General features: G+C 72.1%; 16 protein-coding genes and 1 pseudogene. 8 read left to right on the plus strand and 9 right to left on the minus strand.

All coding sequences use genetic code 11. The annotated features are described in order from the left end of the window. The first annotated feature begins 79 nt into the window (after positions 1-79). Together Aple_RS28740 and Aple_RS28745 are read left to right on the plus strand one after the other, a co-directional pair. A complete protein-coding gene (locus Aple_RS28740) occupies positions 80-754 on the plus strand; it encodes a TauD/TfdA family dioxygenase (RefSeq protein ID WP_155347848.1) in 675 nt (224 codons plus the stop codon). Further along, positions 742-1,773 (plus strand): hypothetical protein, encoded by a 1,032-nt coding sequence (locus Aple_RS28745; RefSeq protein ID WP_155347849.1) that lies wholly within the window; start codon positions 742-744, stop codon positions 1,771-1,773. Before Aple_RS28740 ends, Aple_RS28745 begins: the two co-directional genes overlap by 13 nt. On the opposite strand, the gene Aple_RS28750 is transcribed toward Aple_RS28745, so the two are convergent. The 3 genes from Aple_RS28750 to Aple_RS28760 form a co-directional block, all read right to left on the minus strand. Further along, positions 1,718-2,767, minus strand: coding sequence for a macro domain-containing protein (locus Aple_RS28750; RefSeq protein WP_155347850.1), 1,050 nt, complete (start codon positions 2,765-2,767; stop codon positions 1,718-1,720). The two genes, Aple_RS28745 and Aple_RS28750, sit on opposite strands and share 56 nt — an antisense overlap. A 32-nt stretch (positions 2,768-2,799) precedes the next feature. After that, positions 2,800-6,558 carry a CHAT domain-containing protein gene (locus Aple_RS28755; protein ID WP_155347851.1) on the minus strand — a complete coding sequence of 1,253 codons (3,759 nt, stop codon included), beginning with the start codon at positions 6,556-6,558 and terminating at the stop codon, positions 2,800-2,802. 101 nt (positions 6,559-6,659) lie between these two features. After that, on the minus strand, positions 6,660-6,899 hold the full coding sequence (locus Aple_RS28760) for a hypothetical protein (protein ID WP_155347852.1): 240 nt from the start codon (positions 6,897-6,899) through the stop codon (positions 6,660-6,662). 206 nt (positions 6,900-7,105) lie between these two features. On the opposite strand from Aple_RS28760, the gene pgm reads away from it, so the two are divergent. The 4 genes from pgm to Aple_RS28780 all read left to right on the plus strand — a co-directional run bounded on the left by pgm (position 7,106) and on the right by Aple_RS28780 (position 11,796). Continuing rightward, positions 7,106-8,746, plus strand: coding sequence for a phosphoglucomutase (alpha-D-glucose-1,6-bisphosphate-dependent) (gene pgm / locus Aple_RS28765; RefSeq protein ID WP_155347853.1), 1,641 nt, complete (start codon positions 7,106-7,108; stop codon positions 8,744-8,746). A gap of 40 nt (positions 8,747-8,786) precedes the next feature. Beyond that, positions 8,787-9,752, plus strand: coding sequence for an acetylxylan esterase (locus Aple_RS28770; protein ID WP_155347854.1), 966 nt, complete (start codon positions 8,787-8,789; stop codon positions 9,750-9,752). A 139-nt stretch (positions 9,753-9,891) separates the two neighbouring features. Next, positions 9,892-10,611, plus strand: coding sequence for an SDR family oxidoreductase (locus Aple_RS28775; protein WP_246264850.1), 720 nt, complete (start codon positions 9,892-9,894; stop codon positions 10,609-10,611). 90 nt (positions 10,612-10,701) lie between these two features. After that, positions 10,702-11,796: an MFS transporter gene (locus Aple_RS28780; RefSeq protein WP_344317956.1), complete on the plus strand. Its 1,095-nt coding sequence runs from the start codon at positions 10,702-10,704 to the stop codon at positions 11,794-11,796. Here Aple_RS28780 and Aple_RS28785 read toward each other — a convergent pair. The 3 genes from Aple_RS28785 to Aple_RS28795 form a co-directional block, all read right to left on the minus strand. After that, positions 11,756-12,442 (minus strand): class I SAM-dependent methyltransferase, encoded by a 687-nt coding sequence (locus Aple_RS28785; protein WP_155347857.1) that lies wholly within the window; start codon positions 12,440-12,442, stop codon positions 11,756-11,758. The two genes, Aple_RS28780 and Aple_RS28785, sit on opposite strands and share 41 nt — an antisense overlap. Positions 12,443-12,460: 18 nt before the next feature. Beyond that, positions 12,461-12,967: a GNAT family N-acetyltransferase gene (locus tag Aple_RS28790; protein ID WP_155347858.1), complete on the minus strand. Its 507-nt coding sequence runs from the start codon at positions 12,965-12,967 to the stop codon at positions 12,461-12,463. Between the two features lie 136 nt (positions 12,968-13,103). Beyond that, on the minus strand, positions 13,104-13,739 hold the full coding sequence (locus tag Aple_RS28795; RefSeq protein WP_155347859.1) for a TetR/AcrR family transcriptional regulator: 636 nt from the start codon (positions 13,737-13,739) through the stop codon (positions 13,104-13,106). A 64-nt stretch (positions 13,740-13,803) separates the two neighbouring features. Between Aple_RS28795 and Aple_RS28800 the strand changes: the two genes are divergently transcribed. Further along, positions 13,804-15,243, plus strand: coding sequence for an MFS transporter (locus tag Aple_RS28800; protein WP_155347860.1), 1,440 nt, complete (start codon positions 13,804-13,806; stop codon positions 15,241-15,243). Positions 15,244-15,681: 438 nt separating this feature from the next. On the opposite strand, the gene Aple_RS28805 is transcribed toward Aple_RS28800, so the two are convergent. Together Aple_RS28805 and Aple_RS28810 are read right to left on the minus strand one after the other, a co-directional pair. Next, the gene (locus Aple_RS28805) at positions 15,682-17,277 is read right to left on the minus strand and encodes an LLM class flavin-dependent oxidoreductase (RefSeq protein WP_246264851.1); all 1,596 of its coding nucleotides are present in this window, start codon (positions 17,275-17,277) and stop codon (positions 15,682-15,684) included. 328 nt (positions 17,278-17,605) lie between these two features. After that, on the minus strand, positions 17,606-17,953 hold the full coding sequence (locus tag Aple_RS28810; RefSeq protein WP_155347862.1) for a winged helix-turn-helix transcriptional regulator: 348 nt from the start codon (positions 17,951-17,953) through the stop codon (positions 17,606-17,608). Between the two features lie 73 nt (positions 17,954-18,026). Here Aple_RS28810 and Aple_RS28815 point away from each other — a divergent pair, with 73 nt between their 5' ends. Further along, the gene (locus tag Aple_RS28815; protein WP_155347863.1) at positions 18,027-18,326 is read left to right on the plus strand and encodes a thiamine-binding protein; all 300 of its coding nucleotides are present in this window, start codon (positions 18,027-18,029) and stop codon (positions 18,324-18,326) included. A 112-nt stretch (positions 18,327-18,438) separates the two neighbouring features. On the opposite strand, the pseudogene Aple_RS56390 reads toward Aple_RS28815, so the two are convergent. Beyond that, positions 18,439-19,337, minus strand: a pseudogene (locus tag Aple_RS56390) (transposase family protein). Positions 19,338-19,393 lie beyond the last annotated feature (56 nt).

Below are 19,393 nucleotides of genomic sequence, written 5' to 3' on the forward strand. Positions count from 1 at the left end.
CGCGACCAGGTTCCGCGCCCCCGCCGGCTGTTGGCTGGAGACCACGGGAAACACCGGTTTCCGCGAGACGGGGTTGATCATGAACGGATACCAGCGCGCCACCGCCGAGCTGGCCGAACAGGGCTGGACGGTGCTCCACCGGCAGCGGTTCGGCGCCGACCACGCGTCAGTGCTCGCCATCGCCGGACACTTCGGCCGGCCCTCGACCAGGGACGGCGGCCAGGCCGTCTGGGAGGTCAGGCCGCGCCCCGGCCGGGCGAACGGCACCTTCTCCGAACGCACCGGGCCAGCCGCCTTCCACACCGACGCCCAGTACCACGCGCGCCCCGAGGACTACGTCTGCCTCTTCGTGGTTCGGCCCGCGGCCGACGGCGGTCACACCCGCGTGCTCGGCGCGGAGGCCGCCCTGTCCACCGTGCGCCCCGCCACCCTGGCCGCCCTCCGCCAGCCCGCCTGGACCTGGACGGTCCCCGAGGTGTTCCAGGCCAGCGCGCCCGCCGCCCGCCCGGCCCCGGTGGCCACCGCCGACGGCACGATCCGCTGGCGCGCCGACAACCTCGCCCAGCCGCTCCCCGGCGATCAGGGCCGCGCCGCGGCCGACTTCTCCGCCGCGCTGGAGCGGGCCGAGGCCCGCGAGGTACGGCACCGCCCCGGCGACGTGATCATCCTCGACAACCGCCGCGCCCTGCACGCCAGGACCGCCTTCCAGGACACCGACCGGCTCGTGCTCCGGGTCCGGCTGTGGCGAAGCTGAGCCGCGAGGCCGTGCACGCGTGGGCGGTGGCGCGGGCGAGCGCCGCCATGGCGGTGCCCGCGTCCGGCGCGGAGGCGGCGGCCTGGACCGTGCGCGGCTGGGCCGAGGTGGCGCTCGGGTGCGCGCTGCTGGGGCGGGCGTTCGACGGCCTGGACCAGGTGATCAGGGCGGCCGGGATCCGGCACGGCGGCCCCGCCGCCACGCGGCTGCGGGCGCTGCGCGCGCTGGGCGGCCGGGTGCCGCCGTCCTACCCGGACGCGGGCGATCCCGGCCCTGTCGCTCCCATCGGTCCGGAAGTGTGGCGGCTTGGCCAGCTGGTCGCCGAGTTCTGCGCCGCCGTTCCGATGGGGCCCCCGGCGGGGTTGTCGCGGGGGCGCGACTCCGCCAGGGGGCAGCTCCGGTGGGGCGAGCGATACCGGCCCGAGCCCGCCCGCGGCCACCGGATCGTGCGCGGCGACGCCTACGCGGGCATGGTCTGGCGCACCTGGCTGCGCCTGCCCACGCGCAACGGGAGCGAGAACGTGCTGGTGGCCGTGGGGCGGCCGGAGCCGGAGCCGCGCCGCCGGGTCTGGCTGGGCATCCACGAGGGCGCCCACCTGGACCGGCTGGCCGCCGTCGACGGCGAGCTGGAGTTCGGCGCGGGGCTGCTGGCGGCGGAGTCGTACGCGATGGCCGTCGAGTTCGTCGCCCTGCTGGAGGCCGCCGCGGACGGGCAGGTGGAGCTCGCCCGCTGGCTGCGCCTGGGCCTGCTGGAGCGGGTCGGCCGCCTGCCCGGCTTCGACGGCCGGATCCCGCAGGCCAGGGGATTCCACGCGCCCGAGCTCGTCCCGCTGCCCACGCTGGCCGCGACCTACGTCACCGGGCCGCTGAGCCTGCTCTGCGCGCCCGGCGACACCCCCCTGCACGCCCGCTGGCGGGCCGCGCTCCAGGAGGCGCCGCGCGCGGCCGAGGTGGTGGCGCGGATCAGCGCGACAGTGCCCGCACCACCGTCTCCGCGACCTCCGGCGCTGGCACGGTGAGGTGCACCTCCCAGTCCGGGTGGCGTTCCAGGTTCTCCACGATCGCGGTCCACAGCCAGTGCAGGCCGGTGCGCAGCGGCAGCGACCCCCGGCCGGTCCCGATCAGCGGGAAGCACATCGACCGCAGCGGCGGCGCGAACGTGTCCCGCTCGCTCTCGGCCAGCTGGAACACCTGGTGCACGGCGAGGGCGACCGCCGGGGGCGGCACGTCGTAGACGTTGCTGCCGGTGCGCGGCGCGGCCACCGCCGCGTGGTAGACGCGGCGGACGCCGTTCATGGACAGGCTGCCGGGACCGGTCGGCGCGATCGTCCCGACGGCCACCGGCAGGCCGGTCCGGCCGTGCGCGGCCAGCCACTCGCGCAGCTCGCGCTGGATGACGTCGTCCACCACCTCGCCGGTCGGGCCGCGCCTGGCCCCGGTCCTGCGCACCGCCGCCGACACCGACGCCATGAAGGGCTTGGACATCTCCAGGTACACGTTCTCCGGCGACACCAGGATGTCCACGCCGGTGACCAGCTCGATCGGCTGCACCTGCACGATCACCCAGGCCGCTCCGGCGGCGACCGGGATCCTGGCCCGGTCGATCGTGCGCGGCTCTGTCACGACCGCGTCACCGTCGCCGCACAGCGCCAGGATCTGCTCGGCCACCTGGGCGAGCACCAGCCGCTCCTGGTGCTTGCGGAAACGTTCCACGCTCACCCCGAACTCCCGCGCGGCCCGCCGCCTGCGGTCCGAGGCGGCCCAGTCCCTGGTGCCCTGGACCAGGCCGAACGTGTACGCCGCCGCCGACCCCAGGTTGCCCTCGCCGAGCCGCCGCACCGCCTCGCCCAGCAGCCGTTCCACGGCCGCGACGGCGTCCAGGCCGGGATGGCGCAGCCCCGCGGCCCGCAGCACGGCGGGCAGGGGGGCATCGCGCAGCCGCATCAGGCCGCGCTCGCGCAGGACCCGGAGGTCGGCGACGAGCCCCTCGTGATCAGGCAGCTCAGGGGGCACGCCTGAAGGATGCCCATTTCTTTAGTCAGCTATCACTCCGCGGGGGCGGCAACCGCCACGAAAGCCGCCCAGATCTGCGGATGACCCGCCGTGTCCAGCCAGCTCCAGTACTCCGCGCCCTTCGCCGCCAGCGCGGCGCGCGCGTCGGCCAGCCGCCCGTCCGCGTCCCCGGACGCCGCCAGCAGCCGCATGACCGCGCGCCGATGCTGGGCCGGGCTCCGCCGCCGGAACACCTCCTGGGTGCGCCGGAGCGCCTCCGGCACCGAGCCCGCCGTGCGCAGCCGCCGGTGGAAGTCGGTCATGAACAACGCCGTCGCCAGGTCGTGCACCGGCCACAACGTGACCACGGCCGCGCCCGCCCCCGTCGCCAGCACCCCGCTGATCAGCCCCCGCACGTCGTCCCCCGGCGAAACCCCGCCCTGCCCCGTACGGCAGGCGCTCAGCACCACCAGATCCGCCCCGAGCGCGGCCCCGGCCAGATCGGCCAGGTGCAGTGCCTGCCCGTCCGCGAACAGCACCGCCGACGACAGCGGGCTCGACTCCTCCAGCCACGCGTGGGTGGCCAGATGCAGCACCGACGCCCCGGCCGCCGCCGCCAGCACCGCGTCCTTGGTGGCCGCGTCGCCGAGCAGCGCCTCCCCGTCGCCGGGGTACTGGCGCGCGATCACTCCCGCCTCAAGGCCGCTGCCGGGCAGCCTCCGGGCGTGCCGGCCCTCCGGGGCACGCATGAAGGCGGGATCGCCCACCGCGAGCAGGCGCCCTCCGGCCAGGGCCTTAGGCAGTACAGGACGCAGGAACGGGAGCGCTCCCGCGCCGGGCAGCACGGAGAGCGTGCGCTGGGCAGCGAGCGGCGCGCCGCGCCAGGGCAGCACGCCGAACGGCAGCGAGTGCAGCGCCCCCGACGGCACCACGAGCACGTCGCGGTGGGTCAGCAGGGCCTCGTGCACCGGCGCGAGCAGGACGGCGGCCAGCTCCCGGGCCGGTCCAGCCGGGTCGCCGCCGTTGGCGCACGCGTTCCTGACCGCGCGGACCAGGCCCGCCACGCCGTCCACGTCCAGCACCCGGGACACCAGCGTCCCGGCGGCGTCGATCGCCCAGACCAGCAGCCGGTCCTCCCGCAGCAGGTAGCTGACCAGGAGCGTGCCCTCCGGCAGCAGCCGGGCCACGGCCTCGGCGCCGAGCGGCTCCCCCCGGGTGTCCAGCTCTCGCCACAGCGCGGGATTGTCCCGCGCCAGCTCCTGCTCCAGAGCGGCCAGCCGCTGCTCGGCCCGCGCCGACCGCTCGGCCAGCCGCGGGTCCGGCGGCTCGCCCCCGGCCAGCCGGGTCGCCGCCAGGTGCTGCGGCAGCGCCACCTCGGCACCGGCGGCCCGCCAGCCCGCCAGGGCCGGGATCTCCGCCTCGCCGGTGGCCCGCCGCGCCTCCAGCAGGTCCAGGAAGGCGCGGGCCCGGGAGCGCTCGCCCACGCAGAACGCCTCCGCGGCCAGCGCGTCCGCCCTGGCCGCGTCCTCGGACCTGGCCGCCTCGGCGGCCTGCAGCAGGCAGTGCGCCGCGCCGAACTGGATCCGGGACACCACGCGCGGGTCGGCGGCCGCCCGGCGCGCCGCCTCGCCCCGCACCACCTCGATGGAGCGCAGCGCCTCGCGGTAGAAGCCCACCGCTCGGCCGTAGCCCACCCCCGGCCCCCGGCCCGCCGCGCGGGACTCGGCGGCCAGGCCGCGCGCGGTCTCGCCCTCGATCTCCAGCGCGGTCCACGGTTCCAGCGAGCGCCGCCACCAGTCCTCGCCCAGCATGCCGCGCAGCGCCCGCAGCTCGATCTCGGCGTCGGCGTAGGCGCGGTAGCTCACGAAGGTGGCCGCGGCCAGCTCGTGCTCCCCGGCGCGGGCGAGCGTGTCGGCGCCCGGCTCGATCAGGTCCGGCATGCCGAGAGCGGCCGCCCGGCCGGCCTGGTGGGCGCGGTAGGCGCGGTGCGCCCGGTAGGCCGCCGCCGCCCGCGCCCATTCCCGCCGCCGCCCCAGCACGTGGGCCCGGTGCAGGTCGCGGCGCTCGGGGTCGGCGCGCTCCACGGCGCGCATCGCCTCGGTGAAGAGCAGGCTCGCCTCCCGCGCCTGCCCGCGCGCCAGCGCGGCCACCGCCCGCGACGCGGGGATGTGCACCTCGGCGGCCTCCAGCGCGTCCCCCGCGTTCTTGACCAGCAGCCACGCTTCGAGCAGCTCGTCCAGATTGGGGGCGAGGGTGTCGTCGTCCTCGTCCTCCAGATCGGCGGGCTCCGGGTCGTCGTTCACCAGAGGCAGCCTGGCCATGGCCGACCTGATCCGGTCCGCCGTGCGCCGCAGCGCGTCCGGGTCGTCGCCGGTCGTGTTCAGCAGGCGCAGGTGCGCCAGCAGGATGCCGACCAGCCGGACGCTCTCCCGCAGCGCCAGCGCCGGGCGGCGGCGGATGTCGGCCTCGAACAGGGCCGCCGCCTCCGCCAGCGACACCTGCGCCCCGGCCCGGTCCCCGACCTGCTGCCGGAGCGTGCCCAGGTCGGTGACGGACTGCGCCTCGTTGCCCGCGAACCCGAGCGCGCCGTGGATCCTCCTGGCCAGCCGGTGGCAGGACGCCGCGCGCTGGTAGTGCCCGGCGCGGGCGGCCTGGTGGCCCTCCTGGGAGCAGAGCGCGCCCAGCCCTTCCGCCAGGCTCAGGCTGCCCGGGCCGTGCGCCCAGACGGCCAGCTCAGCGATGCCCTCGGCCGGGTCGAACGGCTCGCCCGCGGCGATCGAGGCCAGCGCCAGGTGCGTCCACGCGGTCCAGCGCAGCCGCTGGTCCCCGGCCTCGCGGGCCATCTTCTCCGCCTCGGTGGCCAGCGCCACCGTCGCCGCGCCGTCCCCCGCGAGCCTGGCCAGGTAGGCGCGGCGTAGCTTCAGCCCGGCCAGCAGGCGCTGCGCGACCACCTCCTCCTCGGGCGCGTCGCCCACAGCCCGTTCCGCCGCCGCGTACGCCCGCTCGGCCAGGTCGGGCCTGATCCGGCGGCCGGGCAGCACCCGGGCCTCGGCGGTGCGCGCGCCGAGGCTGAGCACCGGCCAGTGGTCCAGCAGCAGCGGCGAGGTGCGGATCGCCGCCGCCCAGTCGCCGCGCGTCAGCTGGGCCAGCGCGTAGCCGTGCGGATCGCCCGCGCACCGCTGTTCGGCCTCGGCGAGCAGCTCCGCCGCGCGCTCGTCCATCCCGGCCTCGTGGCAGAGGGTGGCCATCGCCCGGCAGACCAGCGCGGCCACCGGATTCAGGCCGGGATCGGCGGCCAGCGTGCCGCGCAGCCCGGACAGCCGGCCGGTGACGGCCTCCAGCAGCTCGTTCAGGTCCTCCGGGGTGCTGCCCGCGGTCACCGCGGAGCGCAGCGTGGACTGGGCGGCCGGCAGGTCGGCCAGGACCCGGAGGATCACCCCGATGTTGAGGTCCAGGCTGAGGTTCGCGACGTTCCCCCGGGTCGCCGCCTGGTAGGCGCGGCTCAGCCGTTCCTCGTCCAGCCGCGCGGTCTCCGGCCAGGGTTCGCGGGCCTCCATCTCCGGCGTCACCGCGCCGCAGCCGTCCGGCCACTGCGCGTAGCGGCCGATCCGCGCCAGGCGGGTCCAGGCCAGGCAGCGGACCAGCAGCGCCGAGCCGTGCGGCGCCAGCCAGGCGGCGCGCTGGAGCAGGTCGAGGGCTGTGCCCATGTCACCGGCCCGGGTGGCGGCGGTGGCCTGGGCCAGCAGCCGTTCGGGCGAGTCCCCGGGTGACTTCCCGGACGGTCCACCGTACTCGGGAGCGAAGAAATCCACTGAAATCCACTTATTCCGATCTAAGGCCGGACTCGGCTGAGCGTGGTCCCCGCCTGCTCAGCCGAGCGTCCAGGCGCTGTCGTTGATCTCGGTGATCTTGACTAGGGGGATGAGGTCGGGGTGGTCACGGAGGTGGACCGCCATGGGGCCTGCTGTGGGATCAGCAGCAGGGCCACGACGACCGCGAGGCCGACCACGAACGTGGTCAGGATGCCCAGCAGGATGTAGAGGCTCTTGGGGACGTCCCGGCGCGGCGCCGGGGCGTAGGTGACGGGCAGGCGTGTTGCGGGAATGAACACCGTGCCGTGGTGGACTTCCTGCTCATGGTGTTGCTCTGACATTGCCTCGCCGATCTGAAGGGGAGCCTGGTAGGGCGGCACTCGAAGAGTTCAGTCAGATTGACGGTTCCCTATCGTAATTGGTTTACCCCACTATTCCTAAGCGTGACACAAGTGGATGAGCCGGACCAGTCGCCAGCGATGATCGTGTGTTTGGCAGACTTGGCGTGTGTCCGGTCTGACCAGGAATCGTGGGAGTGTGAGCAGCCATGGTGCATGAGCGAGCGGGACAGCCCGCCCAGCCGTCCGACCTCGCCGACATCGCCCGGCTCGTCACCGCGTACTACGCGCTCCACCCCGACCCGGGACAGCCGGGTCAGCGGGTCGCGTTCGGCACCTCGGGGCACCGGGGTTCGGCGCTGAACACCGCGTTCAACGAGGATCACATCCTGGCCACCAGCCAGGCCATCTGCGAGTATCGCGCCGCGCGAGGGGTGGACGGGCCGCTCTACCTGGGCGCGGACACGCACGCGCTGTCGGAGCCCGCGCGGGTGTCGGCGCTGGAGGTGTTCGCCGCCAACGGCGTCCGGGTGCTGATCGACAGCAGGGACGGCTACACGCCGACGCCCGCCGTGTCGCACGCGATCCTCACCTACAACCGGGGCAGGACCACCGGCCTGGCCGACGGCGTCGTGGTGACCCCCTCACACAATCCACCCGTGGACGGCGGCTTCAAGTACAACCCGCCGGACGGCGGACCGGCCGGGTCCGAGGCCACCTCCTGGATCCAGGACCGGGCCAACGTGCTCATCGCGGGCGGGCTGAAGGAGGTGGACCGCATTCCGTACGAGCGGGCGCTGGGCGCCGACACGACCGGGCGGCACGACTTCCTCGCCGCGTACGTCGAGGATCTCGGCTCGGTCGTGGACCTGGACGCGATCAGGAACGCCGGGGTGCGGATCGGGGCCGACCCGCTGGGCGGCGCCAGCGTGGCCTACTGGGGGGAGATCGCCGACCGGCACCGGCTCGACCTCACCGTGGTCAACCCGCTGGTCGACCCGGCCTGGCGGTTCATGACGCTGGACTGGGACGGCAAGATCCGGATGGACTGCTCCTCGCCCTACGCGATGGCGTCCTTGATCGCGAACCGGAACGCGTACGACCTGTCCACCGGGAACGACGCCGACAGTGACCGGCACGGCATCGTCACCCCTGACGGCGGCCTGATGAACCCCAACCACTACCTCGCCGTCGCCATCTCCTACCTGTACGGCAACCGCCCCGGCTGGAGCGCGAGCACCGGCGTCGGCAAGACCATGGTCAGCAGCAGCATGATCGACCGGGTCGTGGCGGGACTCGGCCGCCGCCTGGTCGAGGTGCCCGTCGGCTTCAAATGGTTCGTCCCCGGCCTGCTGGACGGCTCGATCGGCTTCGGCGGCGAGGAGAGCGCGGGCGCGTCGTTCCTGCGCAGGGACGGCTCGGTGTGGACCACCGACAAGGACGGCCTGATCTTGGCCCTGCTCGCGGCCGAGATCACCGCCGTCACCGGCGTGACCCCGAGCGTGATCTACCAGGGCCTGGCCTCCCGCTACGGCGACCCCGCCTACGCCCGGGTGGACGCGCCCGCCACCCGCGAGGAGAAGGCCGTGCTGGCGGGGCTGTCGGCCGGGCAGGTGACCGCCGACACGCTGGCGGGCGAGCCGATCGTCGAGGTGCTCACCGCGGCCCCCGGCAACGGCGCCCCGCTCGGCGGCCTGAAGGTCGTCACCGAGTCCGCCTGGTTCGCCGCCCGGCCGTCCGGCACCGAGGACGTCTACAAGATCTACGCTGAATCTTTCCTCGGCCCCGGCCATCTGGCCCAGGTCCAGGAGGAGGCCCGCACGGTCGTGTCGGCGGCGCTGGGCGGCTGACCATTGACCATTCCCGGGGGGCGGCTGAGAGGATGCCGTCATGCCGCTCTTTGATCTTCCGCTCGCCGACCTGCGCCGTTACACCCCTGCCGTCGCGGAGCCGGCGGACTTCGACGACTTCTGGTCCGCCACGCTGGCCGAGACGCGCGGGCACGCCCTCGCGCCGGTCTTCGAACCCGTGGACATCGGTCTTGAGCTCGTCGAGGTGTTCGACGTGACGTTCGCGGGCTGGGCGGGGGAGCCGGTGCGGGGCTGGTTCATGGCGCCGGCCGGGCGTCCGGGCCCGCTCCCGTGCGTGGTGCAGTTCCAGGGGTACGGAGGCGGGCGCGGCCTGCCGCACCAGTGGCTCTACTGGGCGAACGCCGGATACGCGCACCTGTTCATGGACACCCGGGGGCAGGGGAGCGGCTGGTCGGTCGGGCACACCCCGGATCCGGCCGGATCGGCGCCGGCGCATCCCGGCTTCATGACGCGGGGGATCGAGGATCCGGAGACTTACTACTACCGGCGGGTGTTCGCGGACGGGGTCCGGGCGGTGGAGGCGGCGCGGGCGCATCCTCGGGTGGATCCGGAACGGGTGGCCGTGACCGGGGTGAGCCAGGGCGGGGGCATCACGATCGCGGTGTCCGGGCTGGTGCCGGACGTGGCCGCGGCCATGCCGGACGTGCCGTTCCTGTGCGACTTCCCGCGCGCCATCCAGATCACGCCCAAAGACCCTTATACCGAAATAGTGCGATATTTGACTGTTCAGCGGGACAAGGTGGAGGCGGTGATGCGGACGTTGTCGTACTTCGACGGGGTGTCGTTCGCGCGGCGGGCCGCCGCGCCCGCGCTGTTCTCGGTCGGGCTGATGGACATGACCTGCCCGCCGTCCACCGTCTACGCGGCCTTCAACTCCTACGCGGGGGCCGACAAGAGCATCATCGAATACCCCTTCAACAACCACGAGGGCGGCGGTGCCTTCCAGGAGCGCGAACAGCTGAACTGGCTGAGGGCCAGGAAGTGAAGGTGATCTGCTTCATCCGCGCGCGTCCGGGCCCTCTCGTGGTGCCGCGTCACCCGCGTGCGCCCGGGAGCGAGGAGGTCCGGCACGCCTCCGTCCGGGGCACGTATCGTGACACAGGCACGATGGGGGGATTCCTGCTGTGATCACGCTCATCACCGGGGGCGCCAACGGCATCGGCGCGGCAGTGGCGCGGCGGCTCGCCGCCGACGGCGCGAAGATCGTCATCGCCGACCTGGATGACGTGGCGGGTCAGGAGCTCGCGGCTGGGATCGGTGGGGTGTATGTCCACTGCGATGTCTCCGTCCTGGCCGACAACGAGGCGGCCGTCGCCGCCGCCCTGTCCACCTACGGGGGCCTTGACCTGGCCTTCCTCAACGCGGGTGTGACCTCGGGCTGTGGTCTGGGGGAGGACTTCGACCTGGCGAGGTACCGCCGCGCGATGGGCGTCAACCTGGACGGGGTCGTGTTCGGCGTGCACGCGGCGCTGCCCGCGCTGACCGCGTCCGGCGGCACGATCGTGGCCACGGCCAGCATGGCGGGAATCATCGGGGTGGAAAACGATCCGATCTACGCGGCCAACAAGCACGCCGTGGTCGGCCTGGTGCGGTCGCTGGCCGGGCAACTGGCTCCGGCCGGGGTCCGGGTGCAGGCGTTGTGCCCGTCGTTCGCCGACACCGCGATCATCGGCGAGTTCCGGGAACTGCTGGCTGAACTGGACTTTCCAATCCTCCCCGTGTCCGACGTCGTCGAGACGTTCCTGCGGATGCTCGAAAGCGACGGAACCGGGGAGTGCTGGTTCGTGGTGCCGGGGCGGGACAGCGCTCCTTTCCGGTTCCGGGGCGTGCCGGGGCCACGCTAGGGTGAGGGCATGACGTGGCGACATTGATCCTCACCTGAGGCACGGTTCACGCGCAGGCTCTACGCCTACGCGTTCTTTGAGAACTTCGTCCTGCTCTACCCGGTGTATGCGGTGCTGTTCACCGACGCCGGGTTGTCGCCCGCGCAGATCTCCTCGCTCTTCGCCATCTGGTCGGTGACGGCGTTCGCGCTGGAGATCCCCTCCGGCGTGTGGGCCGACGTGTTCTCCCGCCGGACCATGCTGATTGCCGCGCCCGTCCTGACCGGCGCCGGTTTCGCGCTGTGGACCTTCTTCCCGGGGTACGCCGCCTTCGCGGTCGGCTTCGTGCTCTGGGGCGCGGGCACGGCCGCCTCCTCCGGCACCCTCCAGGCCCTGGTCTACGAGGAACTCGTCAAACTGGACGCCGAGGACTCCTACGCGAAGGTCATCGGCCGCCAGGACGCCATCGGCAACGGCGGGGGAGCGATCGCCACCGCGCTGGCCGCCCCGGTCCTGGCCGCCGGCGGCTACCTCGCCGTCGGCGTCGCCAGCGTGGCCGCCTGCCTGATCGCCGCCGCGCTGGCCAGGGCGCTGCCGGAATCCCGTACCCAGCCGGAGGATCGCGAGAGCTACGCCGCGGTCCTGCGGTCCGGCCTGGGCGAGGTGCGCGCCTCGCCCCGGCTCCGGCACAGCCTGATCCTGGTCGCGGTCATCATGGGCGTCACCGCCCTCGACGAGTACCTCCCGCTGCTGGCCGCGGCCACCGGCGTCGGCACCGCCGGAGTGCCCTGGCTGATGCTGATGTTGTTCGCCGCGTCCACGGCGGGCGGCTGGCTCGCCGGCCGGGGCACCCGCTGGACCGCCCTCGGCGTGGCCGCCGCCGCCCTGCTGCTCGCCACCGGCGCCGCCTGGCGCACGCCGCTGGGGTTCGCGCTGGTCGCCGCCGCGTACGGCCTCGTGGAATGGGCCACCGCCGCGCTGGAGGCCGACCTGCAGGCCGACCTCACCGACCGCTCCCGGGCCACGGTCACCTCCATGTCCGGCCTGGGCGCGGAGGTGCTCGCCGTGCTGGCCTTCGCCGGGTACGCCCTGGGCTCGGTGTGGGCGCAACCCTGGCTGCTGTTCACGCTGGCGGCGGTGCCGTACCTGCTGATCGCGGCGGCCGTCAGGCGGGGACCGCGCGGACCCAGCCGCGATCGGGAGTGAGGAAACCCGCGATGGTCAGGCCCGCCGCGTTCAGCGACTCCTCCAGGAAGCCGTCCTCCAGGCGCTTGCTGAGGTAGTAGTGGGTCCAGGTGCGCTCGCCCACCGTGTAGCGCATGGTCAGGCCGAGCAGGCCGGGCCCCGGGCGCTGGATGTCGGCCACCGCGACCGTGCGGCCGTCGCCGTCGACCCGTTCCATCGGGGCGATCGTGTCGTACCACTCCGGCGGCTGCCGCTGCAGGATCACGCTGCCGCCGTCGGCCACGTGCCGCCGGCAGGCGCGCAGGAACGCGGCGCGCAGGTCGTCGTCGGCCGTGTCGATCACGTACGACATCAGCAGCACGACGTCGAAGGCCTCGGCGAGGGCGAGATCCTGGATCGAGGACACGACCGTGGTGGCCCCGCTGACATGTCCCAGCATCTCCGGCGACTCGTCCACCGCGACCACCTCGTGGCCGAGCGCCAGCAGCCCGTGCGTCACCCGCCCGGCGCCCGCGCCCAGCTCCAGGATCCGCGCCCCGGCGGGCACCGCGCCGTGGATCAGCTCGGGTTCGCCGCGCGGTTTGAGGGTCGCGTAGTAGTCGACGGCGCAGCCGTCCCGCGTGATGGTTCCCGGTCCGGTGCCGTGATACAGCGGTCCTGTCGTCATGCGCCCATCTTGCCCCGCTTAAGGGCGGACTGCGGAGAACAGGACCTGATCGTGCCAGCGGCCGCCCCGCCACTGGGCGCGGCGCAGCGTGCCCTCCCGGGTGAAGCCCGCCTTCTCCAGCGCCCGCTGCTCGGCGAAGTTGCCCGCGTCGGTGAAGGACTGCACGCGCTCGGCCCGGGTGTGCGCGAACAGGTAGGCGACGAGCTGCCGCTGCGCCTCGGACCCGGCGCCCTTGCCGCGGAAGTCGGCGAAGACGCAGATGCCGATGGTCCAGCACCAGGAGGTCGCGTCCGGGCCCCAGGAGTTCATCCACCAGGCCACCCACCCGGCCTGCTGCCCGTCGGCCTCGATGGTGAGCCGCCCGGAGTCATGCCCGAGCAGGCCGTTCTCGGCGAACTCCCGGCGCAGGCCATGCGAGCTCCGGTGACCGAACCACTGGAACTCCCCGGTGCCCTCCGGGGTGGTGCGTTCCCGGTCGAAGATGTCCAGATCGCTCACCCTGACCGGCCGAAGCGTGACCTCCATCGATCGCCCTCTCTGTGTTGGCGGCGCAGGCGCCTTCCGCCTGTGTCTTCCCTCGTCTCTCCGGTCGCCGCGCACCCCGCGTCCCTCAGTCCGGACGCGGGCGCGCCTTCGCGGGTCGGCGGTACAGGATAAGGCGTCACGGGTCGGCGCGCGTCAGGTAGGTGCCGAAACCGGTCTCCAGGAGATCGAAGCCCACGTTCGCGGTGGCGACGGCGTCGGGGTAGATGTCGTCGGCCGCCTCCCCGGTGACGAGCCTGCGGGTGTTCATCACCTGGAGGCGGCGCCAGAGCGCGGTCAGCTGGCCGGCCACGATGGGCGCGCGCGGGTCGCCGGGAGCCTCGGCCTCCAGCAGGCGGGCCAGCCGCTCCTCGGCGAAGACCTGGATCATGTACAGGCGGGACATCAGGGACGGGGTGTTCCGGACGAGATACAGCAGATCCTGCAGCATCTGGCTGTCATCGAGGCCGGTGTCGGGACTGCGCCGCTCCAGGCGGTCCAGGAACGCCCGGCGGGAGGCGGCGACGATCGACTCGCCCGGCCGGCGCTCGCCGAGAATCTTGGCGGCGTCCGCGTTCATCTGCTCTTCCATGGGGGCGAGCACGAGGTCTTCCTTGGTCGGGAAGTAGTTGAAGACGGTCATCTTGGAGACCTGGGCGGCCGCGGCCACCTCGGCGACGGACACGGCGTCGAACCCCCGCTCCAGGAACAGCGCGAGCGCCGCCTCGTGGATGGCGTGCCTGGTCTGGAGCTTCTTCTGTTCGCGCAGGCCCATGTCGTGAGCGTACCAACGGGTCTAAATATTGACTTAGTCTAAACTTTGACTCAGTCTATGTACTATGACGGAGACGCAGAAGAGGCTCGCCATGGCGGGGTGCCTGCTCACGCTGGTGCTGGCCATCCTCGACCAGAACATCGTGTCCACCGCGGCCTGGTCGATCGTCAGCGACCTCGACCCGGCGCACGGCATCGAGCGCCTGCCCTGGCTGGTCACCGCGTACGCGCTGGCCGCCACGGTCGCCCTCCCGCTGTACGGGAAACTCTGCGACGTGTACGGCAGCAAGCTCGTCTACATGGGCGCGGTCGCCCTGTTCCTGGCCGGGTCCGTGCTGTGCGGGGTGGCGGGGGACATGACCTGGCTCATCGCCGCCCGCGCCGTGCAGGGCTTGGGCGGCGGCGGCCTGATGAGCGTCACGCTGGTGGTGTTCGCGCATCTCGTCCCCGCTGAGCAGCGGGCCGGCGCGGGCGGCGCCGGCGGCGTGATGGCCGGTCTCGGCCTGGTGGCGGGCCCGCTGCTGGGCGGGCTGCTGGCCGATCACCTCGGCTGGCGGTGGATCTTCCTCGCCAACCTGCCGCTCGGGCTGCTCGTCCTGCTGTCGGCGACCACGCTGCGCCTGTCCGACGGCGGCCTGCGCCACCGCATCGACTACCCGGGCGCGGCCATCTTCGCGGCGGCCGCGGCCGGTCTGCTCCTGGTCACCGAGTGGGGCGGCGACGAGCACGCCTGGACCTCGCCCACGATCCTCGCCCTCGGCGCGGCCACGGTGGCGCTCGCGGTCGCCTTCGTCCGGCGCGAGTTCACCGCCGCAGAACCGATCGTGCCGCTCGACCTGTTCCGGGATCCGGTCATGCGGGTCACCGTGCCGGTGCAGTTCCTGAGCAGCCTCGGGATGATCGGCTCGATCCTGTTCGCCATCATCTACCTGCGGGCCGCCCGGGACGTGCCCGCCGCCGAGTCCGGCCTCTACCTGATCCCGATGGCCGCCGGAATGGCCCTCACCGGCCTGATCTCCGGCCGCGCGATCGCCAGGGGAGCGGCGCCGCGCACGTTCCTTCTGGCCGGGCTCGGCTGTTCCGCCCTGGCCATGATCCTGCTCGGCTTCCTGCGCCAGGACACCCCGCTCTGGATCCTCGACCTCGACCTGGCCCTGCTCGGCGCGGGCTTCGGCCAGGTCCTCGGCATCATCATCCTGCTCGTCCAGAACGCCGTCCCCCTCAACCGCCTCGGCGTGGCCACCACCACCATCCGCTTCGTCCAGACCCTAGGCATCTCCCTGGGCTCCGCCCTCTTCGGCATCATCCTCGACCGCGTCACCACCGCCCACCTCCCCCCAGCCCTCACCCCAGACCAGGCCCCCGCAGCCATCGTCACAGGCATCAACGCCGTCTTCTTCACCGCCGCCGCGCTCATGCTCGCCGCCCTCGCTGTCGCCGCGTACGGTCATGTCGGCCGCAATCCCGTCACGGAGAGCGCGGGAAGTCGCACGCCTTCCGCTTGATTCCTAGTGAGGGGGTGTGGGCCGCTCTGCGCTCGCGGTCGCGGTCGTGCTCGCTGCCCTCGCCGTCACGGCGTGCGGTCATGTCTGCCGCGGCCCTGTTCCCGAGAGCGCGGGAAGCCGCACCCCGCCTGATCCAGGCGAGGGGGTTGTCCTTGGGGGCGTGGGGTGCCTTCCGCGTGATCTCAGCGAGGGGTCGTCCCCGGGGGGAGTCCGGGGCACCCGATGTGGAAGTCGTCCCCGGGGAGCACGAGTGCGAGGTCTGGAGAGGCATTCGCTGCCCTTGTGCGTGAACGGCGCCGGATAACGGCGAGCGACCTGGCTCGTTCTTGTTAGGTGCATCGCTTTGCGCTCCGGTGGTATCGCGGGCTGTGGCAACGCCCGTACACCGGCCGCTTGGCTGGCGATTAACCGTCACCTATCAGATGTCGAGGTCCAGGATCAGATGTCGAGGTCCAGGCGGGAGAGTGGCTCTACGAGTTCCTCCTCCTCGTAGGCGAGGTGGGAGAGGAGGACGTTCGAGAGCAGGTCCACCTGATCGCGGACTTGGGCGAGTCCCGCGGGGTCCTCGATCATGGCGACCAGGGCCGAGTCCAGGCCGGTCAGGATTTCGGCCACGATCTCGTGTTCCTGCTCCAGTCGCTCGACCACTGGGGCCAGGGATTCGTCGGCCGCCGCCAGCGCTGGGAACATGTGGGCGTCCTCGATGCTGTGGTGGGCGGTCAGGATCCGGCAGTAGGACGCGCAGAAACTCCCCAGCGTCCAGTAGTTCTGCCGCATGGTCAGCTCGTTGATCATTGATCGCAGCGCGGCGGCCTCGCTCTGACCGGCCGCGACCTGCTCCAGCGCGTCGCGGATCTGAGCGAGCTCACGACGCAGATGGTCATGGATCTGCACCAGCCGCCGCCCGTTCGCCCGCTGCGTCGCAGTCAGCGCGGCCAGATCCCGCTTCGGCAGCCGCGGCCGAGTAGCGTCATCCAACGGCCCACTCGCCCGCGCCACACCACCAGCCCCCGACACGCCATCAGCTCCCGCCGCACTGCCTGGTCCGGCCATAGCGCCCGCCTTGGCTTTCTCCGCCACGCCGCCTGTTCCCGCTTCAGAGCTCGCGGCCATACCGACTGTCCCGGCCACGCCACCGGACTGGGTCACTCCACCCGCCTCGGCCATCCCGGCTGCCGTCGCCTCCACGCCTCCGCGCTCCTTACCGACCAACTCCCTGACGGCGGGCGCGACTTCGGCGGCGAACGTCTTCAGCGCGTACTCACTATCGGCGGACATGATGAAGACGCTGAACCCGTGGTTGAGCGTCAGCTCGGCGAGCTGCTCGGCCCACTGCGCGGGCGGCCCGTTCAGAAACTCCGCCGACGGCAACGACGAGAAGCGCCCCGAGATGTTGTAGATCCGGCGGACATCTCCCGGATCACGTCCGGCATCCTCGGCGGCGGTGTCCACGATCTTCGTCAGTCCGGCGAGTTCCTCTGGTGCGGCGTACCCCGACGAGGGCACCCACCCATCGGCCAGGCGCCCACTCAGTTCGAGCATCCGCCGCTTGTACGCCCCCAGCCACACCCCGATCGGATGCGGCGGGAACGGCCCCGGCTGGGCGCCATCGAGACGGTAGTGGTCGCCCTGCAGCACCACCGGGTCGCCCGGAGCCCACAGCGCCCGCAGTACGACCATGGCCTCCTCAACCGCTTCGACCGCCTCGCCAGGGGAATGGTCAGGCCCGCCCATCGCGAGGATCCCGTCCCAGAAGTACCCGGCACCCAGCCCAAGCTCGACCCGCCCGCCACTGAGAATGTCCAGCGACGCGGCCCCCCGCGCCAGCACGGCAGGCGGACGCAACGGAAGATTGATCACATCAGGAAACAACCGGATCCGTGTGGTCCGCGCCGCCAGCATCGGCAGCAACGTCCAGGTGTCCAGAAACGACGGCTGATACGGATGATCCTGCACCCCCAGAATGTCCAGCCCCACCTCCTCAGCCATCACCGCCTGCCGAACCAGCCGCTCACCCCCAACCGCCTTCGGCACCAACCCAACCCCAAACCACAATTCATGCCCTAAGTCACCCATCGCCCCACACTCCCGCCCCGATCCACCGCTCATGCCCTAAGTCACCCATTAGCCTGCGCTCCCGTCCCGAATGACAGCTCATGCCCGAAGCTGCCCATTGATCGGCGTTCTCGCCCCGATCCACCGTTCGTGCCCGAAGCCGTCCATTGGCCTGCGTTCTCGTCCTGAATGGCAGCTCATGTCCAAAACTGCCCATTGATCCGTGCTCTCGCCCCGATCCACCGCTCATGCGCGAAGCCGCCTATTGGCCTGGGTTCTCGTCCCGAATGACAGCTCATGCCCGAAGTCACCCATCGACTCGAGCTCCCGCCCCGATCCACCGCTCGCCCCACGCGATCAACGGCCGGACCGCTTCCACCAGTTCTGTTCCTTTGTCGGTCAGCGAGTAGGTGATCTGCACCGGCGTGCTCGGCACGACGGTCCGCACCAGCACTCCTTCGGCGTCGAGCTCCCGCAGTCGCTGCGCCAGCAGTCGCTCCGAGATGCCCGGCACCGCCGTCAGGAACTCGCTGTATCGCGCGGCCCCGCGCGCGGCCGCCAGCAGGATGGCCCCGTTCCACCGCCGCCCCGCCAACTCGACCGCGACCTGAAACGCCGGACAGTGCCGCTCCACACTCTCAGGAACCCCACTCATAGTAAGTAACTTACCAGAAGGAAGCTAGCTCTCATATCGCGATAGAATTGATCACACAACCAAAGGGGGCCCCATGTCCGTACTGATCGCCTTCAGCGTCACCCCGATCGGCACCGGCGAAAACGTCGCCGACCTGGTAGCAGAAGCCGTCCGAGTCGTCCGAGCCTCCGGCCTCCCCAACCACACCGACGCCATGTTCACCACCCTCGAAGCCGACACCTGGGACGAGGCCATGTCCGTCATCCACGCCGCCGTCAAGGCCGTCGAATCCCGCTCCCCCCGAGTAAGCCTCGTCCTCAAAGCCGACATCCGCCCCAGCCCCGCAACCCGCCTCACCACCAAGGTGGAATCCCTGGAACGCCACCTCTCCTAACCCCATCCGCCCCACCTGACCAAACGCGGATTGATCCGCGCCACCCTTTGTTCTTCTGGGCTCCGCCCTGCGATCAGCTACCTACGGTGAGCCTTTCCGCGCAAGGGTTTGATCACTGAGCGCCGTCATGCCGTGGGGCGTGGTCGAAGTGCAGGAATACCGGCGCTGCGGCGACGATCACACCGATGCGCCAGGGATCGAGGCTGACGTTGCGAAGCGCTCGGAAAGCCATCTTCAGCAGCGAGTTGCCACGCCCGCCTATGGCCCGTAACCCGTTGGGGCCTTGTTGAACCGCTCCTGCATCGTGGTGAGCTTTCCATGCCTGGGGTGTCTTGAACGCGACCGTGGTGGTCTGCGACTCGCCTTCGTAGCCCAGGTCTCCCAACGAACGCGGGTCGCCGGCCGCGGCAGCCAACGCAGACAGGATCTCGGTGTGCACGCCTACGGCGGTGGTGTCGTGCTCGCGGCCGGGCCGCACCTGGGAGGTCCAGATCGGCCAGCCGTCCGGGACGGCGATGACCTGCATGTTGCCGCTCCGGGTGTGGTGCTTTCCCGTGCTTTCCCGACCACCACAAGTCCACTCCCTCGGTCGGGCCGAGGGCGGCGACTCGGTCGGCCGACCAGGGTGCCGTCGATGTTCACGTGGCTGTAGCCGGCGGCCTTGGCCGCCAGTAGCGCGCCGTACAGATTCGGCGCCAGCGCGGCGAGCACGTCGATGCTCTCATGAAGGCGCAGGTAGGAGGCAGTTGTCGATCGTGATGTCGACCGCCAACTGCCACACCCGGGGCGGCTCGAGCAATCGGCGGATCACCAGCACGCCATCCCGGCGTACCTGGACCTGCACCGAGTCCTGGGCGTGCTGTTGTGCGTTGCCGAGCAGGTTGGCTCGCCTGCTTGAAGCAGCCCAAGGCTCGGGTGCCGCGGCGGGTGCCCGTCGACGCCGATCGGCGCGTGCAGCAGACGCGACAGGTACAGCACGGTCTCCGCCCGCACGGACAGCGTGTGGTGGATGTGCCACTCAAATGGTGCAGGGCTCCTGTGAGGTTGATCTGTAGTTGGACTGCCAG

Origin of the sequence: Acrocarpospora pleiomorpha, assembly GCF_009687885.1 — a bacterium.
Lineage (GTDB): Bacteria > Actinomycetota > Actinomycetes > Streptosporangiales > Streptosporangiaceae > Acrocarpospora > Acrocarpospora pleiomorpha.